At 43.4% G+C, this 16877-nt stretch carries 11 protein-coding genes; 9 read left to right on the top strand and 2 right to left on the bottom strand.

Going from position 1 to position 16877, the window contains the following annotated elements:
• The first annotated feature begins 36 nt into the window (after positions 1-36).
• From sufC to AC6H04_RS07110, 7 genes are all read left to right on the top strand, one after another.
• Positions 37-831, top strand: a complete 795-nt coding sequence (sufC, locus tag AC6H04_RS07140; protein WP_497571049.1) for a Fe-S cluster assembly ATPase SufC — start codon at positions 37-39, stop codon at positions 829-831.
• Positions 832-846: 15 nt separating this feature from the next.
• Positions 847-2148, top strand: coding sequence for a Fe-S cluster assembly protein SufD (gene sufD / locus AC6H04_RS07135; protein ID WP_497571066.1), 1302 nt, complete (start codon positions 847-849; stop codon positions 2146-2148).
• Positions 2129-3376: a cysteine desulfurase gene (locus AC6H04_RS07130; protein WP_497571048.1), complete on the top strand. Its 1248-nt coding sequence runs from the start codon at positions 2129-2131 to the stop codon at positions 3374-3376. The genes sufD and AC6H04_RS07130 overlap by 20 nt, the downstream gene beginning before the upstream one ends.
• Positions 3354-3830, top strand: a complete 477-nt coding sequence (gene sufU, locus AC6H04_RS07125) for a Fe-S cluster assembly sulfur transfer protein SufU (RefSeq protein WP_497571047.1) — start codon at positions 3354-3356, stop codon at positions 3828-3830. Before AC6H04_RS07130 ends, sufU begins: the two co-directional genes overlap by 23 nt.
• A gap of 3 nt (positions 3831-3833) precedes the next feature.
• Positions 3834-5258 carry a Fe-S cluster assembly protein SufB gene (sufB, locus tag AC6H04_RS07120; RefSeq protein ID WP_497571046.1) on the top strand — a complete coding sequence of 475 codons (1425 nt, stop codon included), beginning with the start codon at positions 3834-3836 and terminating at the stop codon, positions 5256-5258.
• Positions 5259-5612: 354 nt separating this feature from the next.
• Complete coding sequence (locus AC6H04_RS07115; RefSeq protein ID WP_497571045.1) at positions 5613-5912, top strand: cupin domain-containing protein; 300 nt, start codon at positions 5613-5615, stop codon at positions 5910-5912.
• Positions 5913-6318: 406 nt separating this feature from the next.
• Complete coding sequence (locus AC6H04_RS07110; RefSeq protein ID WP_497571044.1) at positions 6319-8508, top strand: amidase family protein; 2190 nt, start codon at positions 6319-6321, stop codon at positions 8506-8508.
• Positions 8509-8565: 57 nt separating this feature from the next.
• Here the strand turns inward: AC6H04_RS07110 and AC6H04_RS07105 are convergent, their stop codons facing one another.
• On the bottom strand, positions 8566-14142 hold the full coding sequence (locus AC6H04_RS07105) for a MucBP domain-containing protein (protein WP_497571043.1): 5577 nt from the start codon (positions 14140-14142) through the stop codon (positions 8566-8568).
• Positions 14143-14340: 198 nt separating this feature from the next.
• Between AC6H04_RS07105 and AC6H04_RS07100 the strand changes: the two genes are divergently transcribed.
• Positions 14341-14949, top strand: coding sequence for a sugar O-acetyltransferase (locus AC6H04_RS07100; protein WP_497571042.1), 609 nt, complete (start codon positions 14341-14343; stop codon positions 14947-14949).
• A 78-nt stretch (positions 14950-15027) separates the two neighbouring features.
• Here the strand turns inward: AC6H04_RS07100 and AC6H04_RS07095 are convergent, their stop codons facing one another.
• Positions 15028-16566: a multicopper oxidase family protein gene (locus AC6H04_RS07095; protein WP_497571041.1), complete on the bottom strand. Its 1539-nt coding sequence runs from the start codon at positions 16564-16566 to the stop codon at positions 15028-15030.
• 128 nt (positions 16567-16694) lie between these two features.
• Between AC6H04_RS07095 and AC6H04_RS07090 the strand changes: the two genes are divergently transcribed.
• Positions 16695-16868 carry a hypothetical protein gene (locus AC6H04_RS07090; RefSeq protein ID WP_497571040.1) on the top strand — a complete coding sequence of 58 codons (174 nt, stop codon included), beginning with the start codon at positions 16695-16697 and terminating at the stop codon, positions 16866-16868.
• Positions 16869-16877 lie beyond the last annotated feature (9 nt).

Below are 16877 nucleotides of genomic sequence, written 5' to 3'. Positions count from 1 at the left end.
ATTCCAGCGATAACTGATCAATGGAGGATGATTTATATGGCGACACTTGAAGTGAAGGATCTGCATGTTGAAATTCAAGAAGAAAAAGACCAGACCCGCGAAATTTTAAAGGGTGTAAATCTCACAATGAATACGGGTGAAATTCACGCCATCATGGGACCGAACGGAACCGGTAAATCAACACTGTCACAAACCATTATGGGCAACAGTGCCTATCATGTTACTCAAGGCGATATTCTGCTGAATGGCGAAAGTATTTTGGACATGCCCGTTGATGAACGTGCACGTAAGGGTCTGTTTTTAGCAATGCAATATCCTGCTGAAATTCAAGGTGTGACGAATGCTGAATTCCTGCGCGCAGCGATCAATGCTCGTCGACCAGAAGATGATCAAATCTCAGTGATGGCCTTTTTAAAGGAACTAGATAAGAATTTGTCATTACTGGACATGAGTGAAGAAATGACCGAACGCTACCTTAACGAAGGCTTCTCCGGTGGTGAAAAGAAACGTAATGAAATCCTGCAATTATTGATGATTAAACCAGCCTTTGCTTTATTAGATGAAATTGACTCTGGGCTTGATATTGACGCACTTCAGGTTGTTTCCAAGGGTGTTAATTCTATGCGTGGTGATAACTTTGGTTCATTGATTATCACCCACTATCAACGGTTGCTTAACTACATCGTGCCAGACGTTGTGCACGTTATGATGGACGGCCGGATCGTCAAGAGCGGTGACGCAGATCTCGCCAAGAAGTTGGAGAGTGAAGGGTATGCTGGCTTGCGTGACGAGTTAGGGCTGGATGTTGATTTAGTTGACGATAATCGTTAAGGAGGGGTCGTTTTGATAAGTGCCGTTCAAGATTATGAAGCAGTAAAAACGGCAGTAAAAGCTGCTGCCAACGAGCACGGCGAGCCTCAGTGGTTTGTGGATCGTCGTCTTGCAGCTATTGATGCCATGCAAGATCTGCCATTGCCAGAAATGAAACGCTATGATTTTCATCGCTGGCCATTGATGGATAACATGTCACTGGATTTCAGGGAAAGTGATAAGCATCTCGCTGATGATTTACCTAAAGCTGATGACCAAATCCGGTTTGTTCAGGTTGGTCAAACGACCGTTGCCGTTAACTTACCGGATGAACTGGCAGCTCAAGGAGTCATTTTAACCGATATTTTTAGTGCGTTTCGTGAACATTCAGAGTTGACTAAAAAGTACTTTATGGAAAAAGTGACCAAGTATAACGAAAATAAATTAACAGCTTATCAACAAGCTTTTTTAAATTCCGGTATCTTTTTATACGTGCCAAAAGGTGTCGCAATTAAACAACCGATTGAGGCGTTTCTCATTCAGGATAGTACGGTTGAGCAAGCCATGGTGTCACACGTTTTGATTATTGCTGAAGAGGATAGTCAATTATCTTTCATTCAACATTTAACGACCAAGGGTGATGCTGCTAACGCCGCTCACTGTATGGTTGAAGTGGTGAGTGGGGCTAATAGCCGCGTTCACTTCTCTAGTGTGGATGAATTAGGTAAGCAGACTTATTCGTTTCTACATCGGCGAGCCAATCTCGGTCGTAACGCGCGCTTTGACTGGGCAATCGGAATCGTTAACGATCAGAATACACTGGGAGACATTACCAGCGAATTAATCGGTGAGGGTTCTCATTCTGAATCAAAGGTGATTGCGGTAACCACGGGTAAACAAAGTAACGGTATTAACAACCGGGTAGTTAACCGGGGCAAACATACTACCGCTAATATTTCTCAACGCGGTGTCCTGCTAGAAAAGTCTGAACTGGTCTTTAACGGTATTGGCGATATTATTCACGGTGCTTCCGGTGCAAATGCCGAACAGGAAAATCGGGTACTGATGATGTCCAATCAAGCCCATGGTGACGCCAATCCAATTCTGTTAATCGATGAAAATGACGTGATTGCTGGGCATGCAGCTAGTGTGGGTCAAGTTGACCAAAATCAGTTGTATTACCTGATGAGCCGTGGAATTGATAAGAATTTAGCACAACGATTGGTCATTCGAGGCTTCTTAGGGGCTGTTTTGGATGAAATTCCGCTACCAGAAGTCCGTCAAGAAATGATTGATATGATTGAAAGGAAGCTTGAAGATGGACAACACTTTGAGTAAATTGTTACAGGATTTTCCGATTTTAGATCAAAAAGTGAACGACGAACGCTTAGTGTATTTAGATAATGCCGCTACTGCTCAACGCCCAAACCAAGTTATTGAAGCGCTAACACACTTTTACCAGACGGACAACGCCAATGTTCATCGTGGCGTTCACACCCTGGCTGAAAGAGCCACAGCTGATTACGAAGCTGCTCGTCGTAAAATGCAAAAGTTTATTCATGCACCGGAACCAGAGGAAGTTATTTTCACTAAGGGTTGTACAGATGGCTTGAACTTAGTGGCCAGTACCTATGGTGAAGCCAATGTCTCTGCCGGTGACGAGATTGTGATTTCCATCATGGAGCACCACAGTAACCTGATTCCGTGGCAGCAATTGGCCATTCGTAAGGGTGCCACATTAAAGTACATTCATTTAACGGATAACGGGGAACTTGACTTAGAAGAGGCTAAGCAGCTCATTACTGACAAAACCAAAATTGTTGCGGTTGCTCATGCCTCTAACGTCATGGGAACGGTTAACCCAATCAAGCAGTTGGCTAAATTAGCTCATCAGCATGGGGCTGTTTTCGTTGGTGACGGGGCGCAAGCCGTTCCTCACATGGCAGTTGACGTGCAGGACTTAGACGTTGACTTTTACGCTTTTTCTGGGCACAAAATGATGGGCCCTACTGGTATTGGTATTTTATATGGTAAACGTGAATTACTAGAGGCAATGCCACCTTACCAATACGGCGGTGAAATGATTGGCTTTGTTCACGAGCAAGAATCTACTTGGGCGGAATTGCCTTATAAATTTGAAGCAGGTACCCAAAATATTGCCGGTGCAGTTGGCTTAGGTGCCGCCGCTGACTATTTAACCGGTATCGGTATGTCAACAGTTCGCGCTCACGAACAAGAACTAGTGAATTACCTATTGCCGAAGATGGAAGCTATCGATGGTGTTCAAGTTTATGGGCCACAAGACCCCGCCAAGCATACGGGTGTCATTGCGTTTAATCTAGAGAACTTGCATCCACACGATGTTGCTACAGCCTTAGACATGGAAGGTGTGGCAGTGCGTGCCGGCCATCACTGTGCACAGCCGTTGATGGCATATCTTGGGCTAACTGCTACAGCACGTGCTAGTCTGTATCTGTATAACACACAAGCAGACGCTGATCGTTTGCTTGTGGCACTTCAAGAAACAAAGGAGTTCTTCAATCATGGGTCTAGAGAAACTAAATAGTTTATATCGAGAAGTGATTTTGGATCACTCGGATCATCCGCATCACAAACATGCGCTGCCGGACGCGACTCATAAGATCACGCTGAAGAATCCGACTTGCGGTGATGTCATTAACTTGGATATCCAGCTGGACGATCAGGATAGAATTAGCGATATTGGGTTTACGGGTGATGGCTGTACCATCAGTCAATCCAGTGCCAGCATGATGACGGATGCTGTGATGGGCAAGTCCAAGGATGAAGCCTTGAACATGGCAAAGACTTTTTCCGACATGGTCATAGGTAAAAAACATCCTCAAAAAGATTTAGATGAACTTCAAGACGCCGCAATTTTAAGTAATATCATGACCTTTCCAGCGCGGATTAAGTGCGCAACACTTTCATGGTGGGCATTGCAGCGTGCATTGTTAAAACAGCCAGACGGCAATGTTGATGATTCTGAGAAGGAGGGGTAGCAAATGGCAGAAGGAACAGGTGCACAAAATGTCCCAGACATTGTTGCTAACGATAAAGATTATGAATACGGTTTTCACGACGATATCAAGCCAGCATATTCCACGGGTCGTGGGCTAACAGAAGAAACGGTTCGGAAGATTTCAGCTGAAAAAAAGGAACCTAAATGGATGCTGGACTATCGTCTGAAATCGTATGAAGCATACAAAAAGCTGCCCATGCCGGATTATGGTCCAGATTTGAGCGAGCTTGATTTAAAAAATATGCTTTACTATCAAAAAATGACCGATAAAAAGTACCGGGATTGGAATGACGTCCCTGATGATCTGAAGAAGACCTTTGACCGTTTGGGCGTGCCAGAAGCTGAACGTAGTTACCTTGCAGGTTCATCGGCACAATACGAATCTGAAGTGGTTTACCATAATATGCGAAACGATTTTGAAAAGCTGGGGATTATCTTCACCGATACCGATACGGCGTTGCGTGAATATCCAGAGCTGTTCAAAAAATGGTTTGGCAAGTTAGTTAAACCGACTGACAATAAGTTTGCTGCACTGAATGGTGCTGTTTGGTCCGGTGGTTCGTTTATTTACGTGCCAAAGGGTGTCCAAACTAAGACGCCAATTCAAGCTTACTTCCGTTTGAACGCGGAGAATTCTGGCCAATTTGAACGGACACTGATCATTGTGGACGAAGGTGCCAGAGTGGACTACGTGGAAGGCTGTACTGCACCGAACTATTCGTCTGATAGTTTGCACGCGGCGGTAGTTGAAGTGAACGTTGAAAAGGATGCTTATTGCCGTTACACAACGATTCAAAACTGGTCGGACAACGTCTATAGTTTGGAAACGAAGCGGGCCGCAGCTCAGGAGAACGCCACCATGGAATGGGTCGATGGTAACTTAGGCTCTAAGGTAACCATGAAGTACCCAAGCGTTTACTTGGATGGTGAAAATGCCCGCGGGACGATGCTTTCGATTGCCGTTGCTTCTAACGGTATCCGTCAAGATTCTGGTGCGCGGATGATTCATAATGCACCGAATACATCTAGTTCAATTGTCTCAAAGTCAATTGCTAAAACTGGTGGTGCTACCGATTATCGTGGGACGGTTCGTTTCACAAAGAAGTCGGATGGTTCAAAGGCCCACGTTGAATGTGACACGATCATCATGGATGACCAGTCATCGTCAAACACGATTCCGTATAACGAAATTTATAACGGCAATGTGGCCATGGAACATGAAGCAAAGGTCTCAAAGATTTCGGAGGAACAACTGTACTATCTGATGTCTAGAGGGATTTCGGAGTCAAAGGCGACTGAAATGATTATTATGGGCTTCGTGGAACCCTTCACTAAGCAGCTGCCGATGGAATATGCGGTTGAGTTGAACCGGTTGATTAGTTTTGAGATGGAGGGGTCAATAGGTTAGGTGCAAGGTGCGAAAAGAAGGCGGTTAGAGAGCGGAGTGTAAGGCGGTAACGGCAAAAATCCCGAACTTGGATTTATGCCGTTACTGACTTACATGCAGCTCTCTGCCTGTAGTAGCCCGATTAGAGTAAGGTGCGAAAAGAAGGCGGTTAGCGACCGAAGCACAAGGGGCTCTACCATAAACCCCGAACTTGGGTTTGTGGTAGAGCCCCTTGTGCGCAGGTCGTTGCCTTCTTGTAGCCCGATTAGGCTAGATAGAAGTAAGACCACAAAGTAAAAGAGCTTAATCAAAAATTAATAGTAGCAGGCTCTCTGCTACTATTTACATACGCAATAAACAATATAGGAGGCAATCATGAAAGTATTAACACCAGATACAACAGTATCAGAGGGACCAGATCGAATGATGGTAGAGCACCATTTATCCATCGTTAGGTTAGTTTTACCCAAAGGTTTTACCATTAAACGTCATCGCTCATCAATGACTGTGACTGTCGTGGCAATCAAGGGCTCAATTCAGTTTCATACCGACGATGAAGTTACCACGTTGGTGCCAGGAAAAGCAGTTGTGATGCAACCTGGTGAATTTCACTGGTTGGAAGCACCCGATGAAGCAGGCCAAGTGATGGTGGTTCATGGAGTACTAGCAGATTAATTAGAAGTTTAAGGACTCAGGCAATGGTTTTGATTGCCTGAGTTTTTTGATTAATTGATTTTACGATTTGAAATTGAAATAAAAGGGAAATTAAAAAATATTCTGAAAATAGATATTGAAAATAAAACATTATTTTATATAATTAATGTTTTATTTATAACATATATTAGATAATAATGACTTTAAATTCCCTGGAAGTTTTGACAATAAACTTTCTTGTGAAGCCATTAATAATATACCATGCGCGTTCTACTTAAATTTCGCTTTGATAATATCTTATATTTAATAATAATCATTAGTGTTCAGTAATTTATAATGTTTGAAAAGCGCTTTCATTTATTATGAAAGTGGCGTAGTCTAAATGAGCAATACTATTTCAACTATATTTGAAAGTGGGGATGGATAAATGGGTTGGTTTGGGAAGCACAACCAGCATCAATTGCGTAATGGGCTACTTATAACATTGGTAACCTTGGGAATGTTTGGCTTAGGTGGTCAGACGATTGTTCAGGGGGCTGAAACCAGTTCTCAGGCAACTGTTACAACTGCTGCATCGCAAAGCACACTGACACTATCTCAGTATGAACACTCAACTGCGTCACAGTTAGCCGCAATGGTCCGTAGTAACAAGGTCACCAAACAGCAACTGATCAAGTTAGCTGTTCAAAAGATCAAGCAGGATAACCCGCAGTTAAACGCTGTTTTAACTTTACGGGAAGATAAAGCTTTGAGTGAAGCTGATGCAATGAAGGATACGGGTCAGCCGTTTTACGGGGTGCCAATTTTAATCAAAGGATTGGCACAAGAATTAAAGGGCGAGCCAGCTACCCAAGGGCTTCCATATTCTAGTGACCGAGTTGCAAGCTATACCAGACCATTTGTAGCTAAGCTGCAGAGTCTAGGTTTCGTTGTCATCGGTCAGACAAATTATCCCGAACTGGGATTGATCAATGTCACTACATCAAACTTATACGGGACTGCTTCAAATCCGTGGAATACTTCGAATAATCCTGGTGGTTCATCTGGTGGTGCGGCTGCTAGCGTGGCAGACGACATGGTGCCCATAGCAACGGGCAACGATGCCGGTGGGTCGATTCGAATCCCGGCTTCATGGTCAGGTTTGATTGGTCTCAAGCCAACCTCTGGCATGATTACCGGTGATAGTGCGACCAGTTCAATGGCTAGTTTTGCTGAAACTAAGTCAATGGCAGATACTGAAACGCTATTCAATAATATGTTGAGCGGAAAGGTGACTGACGAGCCAGCACCTAGCGACTTGAAACAAGAAACCATTGCTTATTCAACGAAGTCACCCGTTGGAACGCCAGTCAGTCAAGATGCTGTCGATGCGGTTCAGCAAGCAGTTTCGTTCCTTAAAGCTCAGGGCTTTAACGTTAAGCAAGTCGACAGTCCGGTTGACGGTAAGGCGTTAATGATGGCTTATTATAAGTCAGGTACCAGTAGCGGATTTGCAGCAAATTCATTTGCACGAAGTAAGTTCAAGCGAGACTTAGGCCCAGATGACGGCAGCATCATGACTTATGCCTTGTATGAAGCAAGCAAGAAACTTAACCCGGCTACCGATGGTGTTCAGGTTCAACAAACCATTGCAACTGCCAGACAGCAAATGAGCGATTTTCATAAACAGTATCCAATTTATCTGACGCCGACGACTGCAACCACTGCGCCAAGCAATGATGATCCAGCCTTTTTGCCGGAATACGTTGAAAAGCTACGGCATATCGGTTCATTAGACAGCGCTCAGCAAATGCAGTTGATCTATGATGCCTGGCTTCATGGACTGACTAAGACACCATTTACACAATTGGCTAATCTGACTGGAGAACCAGCAATTAGTTTGCCGACCTACGTGAGTGCCAATAAGATGCCATTGGGGATTCAACTCCAAGCTGCTAAAGGACAGGATCAGACATTGATTGCCTTAGGAAAATTATTTGAATCTAACGGTCAGTTCAAGATGTTGGATGATCAAAAGCAGGCTGATCAATCAAATAATAATTCATCAGAAAGTCAGTCTTCCACGCCAACCGTGCCTGATTCAAACAATCAAGCGAGTCAAAATAATCAGGGCAGTCAAGATAGCTCTAGTCAGTCGAATAATCCGGTTAAACAACCTAGTCAACCAACTAAAAAGACAGTTGATTTCCCGCGTTTTGTCTATGCTAAAACGGGTATCAATGTATATCGGGATGCAAACCTGACTAAGCGGGTACAGCACTTCAATAAGCAACCAAGGACTAAAGCAGTCACGTTTAAAGTTGAAGGCGTGGCACACTCTAAGAACGGAGCTTTACGCTACAAAGTAAAAAATGGCTACATTTCTGCTAATGCCAAAATTATCGCGGGTTTGTACTACAAGACCCTACCAAAACGAATTAAAGTGATTGCGACTAAGGGGATTTACGAGTATCCACATGCTACTTTCAGGGTTAGTCAACGACAATCACACCTTAAAAAAGGAACGGTTGTTACCGCCAAACTGATTAAGCAGAATGGTCAGATGACTAAGATTCAGTTAACCTCAGGAAAATGGATCACCGCAAATAAGAAGACAATCATTAAAGTTAACTTTTAAGTTGTTTACAATAAAAACCGCTGTTACTTTTAACAAAGTAGCAACGGTTTTTGGTTTCTAGTAGTCACTTTTTACCAACTTACTATAGGCGGTAATGTAGCCATTATCGATTTTGTAGCGCTTCAGTGATTTAACGTGGTAGTTATAGCCATCGCTGTAGTCCCAGTTAAGGATACTGAACGACCTTGGCGTTACTTTCTTGAAGTGCTCAAGCTTAATGGTTAAATCCAGATCACCGTAACGATTGAGCGCTTTAAGTTTGGTTGCACGTTTTGGTTGCGGGATGGTGCCCATTTTGACGAGAATTTTACTTGCTGTGACAATTTGGCCGTTAGTAAGGATGAAGCGGGTGGCTGTCTTATCCTTGAGGATGCCAGCGACTTTTAGAACGGTGCCTTGACCATAGTGGGCTAATTTACCCGTAAGATCGTTGTTAGCGTAACCGTTAATGCCCTTTGGATTAATCACCGTAATTGTAGCTGGAACGATGTGGTAGTAGGCGCTGCGAACGTATTCGGGATCAGCTGTAATATACCCGATCAAGCCGTAGGTATCACTCTTAGAGTTGATGTCGCGTACCAGATAGCGCAGTCGGTTTTGACTGTCACGAACCGTATCAATCACCATGAAACGGGGACAGTAAATCCGTGGCTTCTTCACATAGGTCATGATGATGTTATCGCTGGTAAAGTTAGCAGTGGTATGCAGGCTGATTTCTTTCATGGCATAAATGACTTTTGCTGGAACCTTCTCTGGAGTAATGTCGCCTGGCTTACCAGTTGGTGGCGTCACATCGGGCGTTTCTGGCGGAACGACATTGATGCTATTTACGGTGTAAATCAGATAAAGTCCAGTTTGCAGTTCACCAAGGACGGTTGGTAGAGCCAATGTTTCGCCGCTCACCGTACGCACATTTGAAAACTGGTAACCAGGAATGGCTTGCTGAAGTTCAGTTAGATTGGCAGTAGTAAACGGATCTTGATAATTACCGGGAATCTGCTGAGTATGCGCAATTGTCTTACCGTTGTCATCCAAGTAGTAAACCGGCACGGTGACTTTGATTGGCTGATAGATGACGTGCAGACCGCTATCGTTGATTTCTCCATACGTGATTGGTAATGAAAGTGGGTTGCCTGCATTGTCTTCAAAATGATCGAAGATGTAGCCAGGCAGATTAGGGATGTTCATTTGTTCAGAGGTCAGTGAATCGCTTGAGTTGCCATGAATGGTAGTTGGTGGCTGAATTTGATTGCCATTTGGATCAACGTAGTGAATGGTGACGGTGATGTCAGTTGGCACTTCGTTTGCGCTGTATACAAGTTTGATACCGTTAGTGATAGTGCCTAGTGTCACCGGTAGGCTGAGTGATTTGTCAGTGGCGTCTTGTGCTTCAACGTAGGTATACCCGTTAATTGGCGTTACCAGTTCAGCAATCTTATCTGTGGTGAGCTGGTCCAGATAGTTACCACTGATTTGACTTGAATGGGCAATGGCATTATTTTCGTTATCAACGTATTGAACCGGAATGGTAACCTGAATCAGTTGATAGATAACTTGGATGTTACCTTTAATGGCGCCGAAGGTAGTTGGTAAAGTAATCGTTTCACCGGTGTCATCAGTAATTGAATTAATTGCATATCCAGTAATATTAGGTATCTGTAGTTGATTACGAGTGAGGGTTTCAGTAAATTTGCCGGTAATCGATACAGTCTGGCTAAGTTCACTACCATCTGGTCCCATATATTTAACGGGAATGACCACATCGTTTTCACTGTAGATAAGTTTAATTCCGGCTGGCTCGATATCACCTAATTGAATTGGTAGGATTAGCACATTACCAGTTGAATCTTGGGTATTCGAATAAAGGTAGCCATTAATTGAAGGCGCCATTGCTCTGATTTGTTCTTCGGTGAGCTGATTGAGATAGTTGCCAGTGATCGGTGCTGAATTGCCAATAACAACACCATTAGTGTTAATAATCTGAACAGGAACTGTTACTTGAATCGGCTGATAAGTGACCTGAATGGATCCTCGAATCGCACCAAAAGTAGTTGGAAACACGATAGGATTGCCAGTACCATCGGTAATTTGATCAATGGTGTAGCCAGTAATCGCTGGTAGTTCCAACGATTCACGGCTCAACGTGCCAGTAAATTTATCGTCAATGGCAACAGCGGGACTAAGTTCATTACCATCAGGGTCTACATATTTAACGGAAATAACTACATCGTTTTCACTGTATACAAGTTTTATTCCAGCAGGATCGATTTCACCCAGCTGGATCGGCAGGGTTAGTGCCTGACCAGCTGAATCTTGAGTATTCGAATAGAGATAGCCGTTCACTGAGGGTGCTAATACTCTGATTTGGTCTTCGGTGAGCTGATCAAGATAGTTACCGGTAATCGGTAGTGAGTTCCCAATCACATTACCGTGCGCATCAACAATTTGAACGGGTACGGCAACTTGAATGGGTTCGTATACCGCCTGTAACTGTCTACCGACTAATTCGCCGAAAGTAGTCGGTAGTGTTATCTGGTTACCATCTTGGTCATGGAGATTATTAAGTGTGTAACCGGTAATCGTGGCGATTTGAGCAGCCGTCAGTTGGTGAGTTGCCAGTTCTTCGATTAAATTAGATGATAGAAGCGTTTTACCGTCTGAATCAACGTAGGTAATTGGTATCGAAATTTCATTTTCATTATAAATGAGGGTAATGCCACCTCTGATCTGTTCGGTACTCATTGGAAAAGTAATCGGGTTGCCGGTGCTATCTTGGATTTCTTTAAAAGTGTAATTTTTGATTGCAATCTCTACATCACTAATTTGTTCAGGGGTTACATCAGCATTGATTGGGCTATCGAGATTGCCGTCCTCCGCAATTTTATGATTACTTGAATCCCGGTAATGAATAGGAATGGCAATTGAGTTTGGTGCATAAACATAGGTGAGTCCATCGCGAATGGTATTAAATGTGGCGTCGGCTGAGAAAGGCTGATGATTGGTGAGCTCAACGTGATCGAAGGTATAATCCGGGATATTGATTTGATTGTCGCTGATGAAATTATTAGGTAGTACTGCATTAACAACACCAGATAGCGGTACGGACGGATGAATTTGATTGCCTAAGTTATCAATGTAATTCAAGTTGATTGGCAACGTGTTTCCTTTATAAACCAGAGTTAAGCCAGCTTGTAAGTCGGCGTAGGTCATGGGTGTTGTGATTGGCGTGCCATCATGGGTTTCGTAGTGATCAAAAGTATAGTCCGGAATTTCAATCTGGCCGATGTTACTTTCTGGAGAAACTGTGCTAAGGGTTGTGCCGGTAATAGACCCACTTTGAGACAGTGTAGTTCCAAGATTATCCTTATAAGTGAAATTGATAGTGGCTGCATCAGGCGCGTAGACAAGTCGCAATTGAAAGCCATTAACTAAATAGGGCACATCGGTTGTTGTTTCGGGTAAAACTGTTGTCGTACCGTCTGTTGCAACGATTTCAGCAGAAGTATAGTGGAAATTGCTGATTGAAGTTGCTTGATCTTTAAGGCTTAGATTGGTGGTTGTAGATTGGTCAACAGTTGTTTCTAAAGTAAGTGGGACAAAAGTATGATTTGAATCATAATACCCGCGCTGTATCGCTAGTGGACTCGTTGGGGCGAATAGGACGGTTAGATTTTGCGGGTCAGTCGCATAAGTGCCAGTAACTGGGACCGCTTTAGCAAGACCGTTGTTCGCTACGTAATCAGAATAGTTGCCCGTACCGTCCAAGACTAGATAATTGCTGCCGTATTTATCTAATAGCCATTCCAACGGATAAGTCGTGTTGGGGTCAGTCAAGACATTGTAAGCCTCATTTACAGGACCGCTCAGTGGCGTTGACGTTGCGACTTCTTCCTGTTGACCATTTGGTAGTAGATTTTCATAATTTACGTTTGTCGTTCCATAATCGTCACTAATAATGTAGGGGATGGATACCCAGACATCGAAGGCTGAACCGTCATTACCGTCCATGTAGAAGGTATGGGCCGCAGAAAGCCAACCAACGTTACCTGCAGGTGGTGTTAGCAAGTTATAAAAAACGATAGTGTGATTATCTTCGCTCACTGCGTCCGCTGTACTTGCTTTAAACTGTCCAGCTACTTCAAGATCGAAGTCAAAACCATCTGAGGGAATCATATGACTCAAGGATCCATCTGCACCTTTAACGTTATAGGTGACTTCGACACTTGTGGTTCCAGGATTAAGAACAAGCAATGGTAAACTAATGCCATTGTAGCGTGAACTTCCTATGCTATTTCTATTGTTAGGGTCAGTGGGATTTGGCTGTGTCCATTTGCTACTGAAACCACTAATATCACTAATCTGATTAAAACTTAATTCAATATTTTGCAGATTAGGATTAGCCCTTAGCGCAGAAATGTTTTGAATAGATGTGTATAAAAGACGGACACTTGTTAAGTTAGGTATTTTTCCTAGAGCACTGATATCCCATAAGTGACTCTGGATATCCCCATCATATTCCTGTTCAGAAACGTCAGAATTTACGGTGAAATTAATGGTGTTCAAATTTTGCGCATATTGAAGGCCTTCCAGAGATTGCGTCTGGACCAACGCTGTATAAGTAAGTGTGGGGGTCAGGTTAGTTGAACTAGTTTGCTGGGATGCCTCCGTTACAGTGAAGTCTGTTAGGTTACTTAAATTTGATTTTGAAAAAAGATTTTTAAAAGCCGCCCAACTTCGATATTGAGTCGTATATTTTGTTGACCAAAGTAGGTACTGAAGCCAAATATCAGGCATCCACTCATCAATGTAATACGCGCCTGTTGTTGGATCTACACCATTAGCGTTTGTTGGAATGTTAGCGGCGAAGGCACTACCTTGCCATGCTCCGTCAGAGGCGTCTTTTAAGCTACCATGATAGTTAGCCAGCTGATTATAGATATTAATATCACCGTCGATAGTGTAGTAATAGTTGTTCGTAGCCTTAATGGCGTCTTTACCATCGGTGGGAACGGGAACGTTTAATTTGATGTCGCTGACTGGTTTAACACCCAAAGCATCGGGCGCAATGACGGTAGCGTTTTGTGGATCAGCAGCGAAGGTCGTTGGCGTTTCTGCGGTTGATACTGGTGCTTCTGTGCTACTAGGGTTACTTGTATCGGACGAGGTCGTTGTATCATCAGTCGTCGGTATCGTTTCTTCAGCGGGTGTGACGCTAAAACTAGCGGTTGAAGTATTCGTTGATGAACCAGATTGATTAGCTGTTTCCGTGGCATTGGAGTCACTAGAACCATTAATTTCTGTTGTTGCCGAGCCCGTCGTGGGTTGAGAAACATTACTGTTTGATTCTTGTAGCTGATTAACCCCAGTAATAGTTGACGATACTTTAATACCAACACTTTTCAGTGATATACTATCATTTAATACAGTTGAAGTTGTTCGTAATACAGTACTAGTAGTCGGTTGCTCGGTTGTTTCTGTTGCGTCGTTAGCAGTGGTCGAATCTTCCGGAGTAGCAGCTTTTACGTTAGTCGTTGTGACACGACCGAAAAAGAGTCCCGTTGAGACTAATGCAATCACGTATAAATAATGGCCGGGGAATCTTTTAAATGAATCATTTAAACGATATTTTGCCATCATAATCAGTCCTTTCTCTCATAAATCAAACATTCTCTTAAAGCAAGGACATAATAGCACATTTACTTGACTTTGACGTATAATTGGCTTGTTATTCTACGGGTTATTCGGCAGTCATTGCAACCATCAAAATACAGGCTGGTAAACGTTTACATGTTTGCTATAATGGACTTGTTAGATACTAGGAGGAAAAGTTATATGACAGAGGATATGCACAATGGTAACCTTTATTTACCAATGGATAAAGCGATTTTAAAGGAACAGGAAGCTGCTCAAGAACTGCTTTATGATTTTAATCAGACGCGGCCTGGTGACCACGAGGGGCGTCAACGGTTGCTTAAACAGATGTTTGCTGAAATTGGTGAGGATACTTATATTGAACCGCCACTGCATTCGAACTTTGGTGGTAAGCACCTGCATTTTGGCAGTCACATTTATGCTAATTATAATTTAACTGCAGTTGACGATACTCACATTTACGTTGGTGATCACACCATGTTTGGTCCTAATGTGACCTTAGATTCGGCGACCCACCCAGTTTTGCCGGAACTGAGAGAAAAAGAATACCAGTATAATCTACCTATTAGAATAGGGCGTAATTGCTGGTTCGGTGCGGGGGTCATCGTCTTGCCAGGAATAACCATCGGTGATAATTCTGTCATCGGTGCTGGTAGTGTTGTGACTAAAGACATTCCAGCTAACGTAGTGGCGGTGGGAACCCCTTGTCGTGTGATGCGAGAAATTAACGAACACGATCGTCAATATTATCATCAGCAACGAGAAATTAATTGGTCGAAAATTAAATAAGTGGATAGTAAAAAGCGTTCGAAAATACAATTCGAGCGCTTTTTATTTTAGTATTTGTATTTCTTCAGTGAAGAATCGCTACATTTTCATATCGTATTTACTATAAGAATCCATGCCAGCCATCCACAAATCTTTTGGATCGATACCGCGTTCTTCAGCGAATGCGTTCATTAAAGTTTCCATATCCATTAGCTTGTATTTAGGCATTGGTTTGCCTGCTTCATAGGTTTGAATTTGAGCCATCATTCCGCCATCTTCATGTTCAATAATGTGGCAATGGTACATGTAAACACCGGGTAGATCAAAGCGAACTAGAAGACGAACGGTTTCGCCTGGGTTGACCCCAACAGTGTCTTTAAAACCGTGCTCGTTGGGGTATGGTGCGTGACCATTACGGGAAATCACTAAGAACTCAGTGCCGTGAACGTGGAAGGGGTGTACCATCCCGGAGTCCTCCTCGTTAGTGTTGGTGATATCCCAATACTGACTTTGACCGACTGGCTGAGTGGCATCAATGCGTTGCATACTGAATTTCTTGCCATCCAACATAACGGCTTCGTCCATTCCACTCATTTCAATTTTACGAACGGGTGTTTTAGGATCGACTTCTGGTTTGTTAATGGTCAGCAGATGATCTGGGAGGGTCGTTGTATCCTTGGCAAATTGGTGAATTTTAAATTTTAGAATTGGCACATCATCGCTGAATAGCGTGACAGTTTGACCTTCGTGATAGTTGGCAAAATCAACTACGATTTCAGCTCGCTCGGCACAGGTCAGCATCAAGTGGTCCATGTAAACTGGTTCGGGAAGAAGGCTGGAATCACCTGCGATTTGAGCGAATTTCAGGTTATCTGAAAAGTGCAGCCGCCATTCTCTACGGTTAGCGCCATCTAGGATTCGCAGCCGCAATTTTTGAGTGGTGACATCGAAAACTGGGTTAACCGTTCCGTTGATGAGAGCAGTTGGCCCTTGCACACCATCTGGATCATAGTCAGCATGGTAGTCTAATTGATTATCCTCGTGGAATCGACGATCTTGCAAAACCAGCGGGATATCATCCACGCCGTAGTTGTGTGGCAAAGGTAGGGAATTGATGTGATCGTCAGTTACCAGGACCATGGTTGCTAGGCCGTGCCAAACCTGTTCGGCAGTTGATGGGCACGGATGAGCGTGTAACCAAGTCGTCGCGGCGGGCTGATCTAGGGTGAAATCAATGTGCTTGGTTTCACCCGGATAAACGGGCGCATGGCAACCGCCATCAACGTAGGGACCGGAGACAATTAGGCCATGCCAATGAAAAGTTGTGAGCTCTGGTAAATGATTTTCCAAGGCTACATGAATGTGCTTACCAACAGGGTAAACGATGGTCTGTCCAAGGATGCTGGCGTTATAGCCCCAGGTTTTCGTCTTTTTACCGGGCAAAATTGCGGTTTCGCCAGCTTGAGCCGTTACTGTATACCAAATATCAGTATCGGTTTCTTTATCCGGTTTTAAAAGTGCGGGGATCGCCAATGGTTTTTCGGGGGCAGTGGCCGGTTCTAACGGAACGTAACCACCGTCATGAGTATTGAATGCAGGTTCGTCAAAAAAATAATCGTGATAGATTTCTTCACTCATCATTTATTTCTCCTCTCATATTCTTTTCTATTATATCGCGAAACGGTGAAATATTGTAAAATTGCGACACTTTTTAAGGAATACCTAAATAATTTGTACTATACTAGCAAACGAAAGAGGGAAGTTTGATGAACAAGATGTCAAAGGTTTTTTTGTGGTTGGTGTTTACATTGAATATCGTTTTGATCGGTCTGTTGCTTAGCATGAACAATATGGCCGCAATGTGGATGATGGCGGTGATTATGGGACTTGATTCAGTAAGTTCATTAATTGCTGTTTACCGTAAAAAAAACGATGACTAAAAAGCAGTC

The sequence above is a fragment of the Secundilactobacillus sp. MJ173 genome (assembly GCF_059704265.1).
Note: the sequence above shows the minus strand (reverse complement) of the source record. Positions and strands in the feature narration are given on the sequence as shown.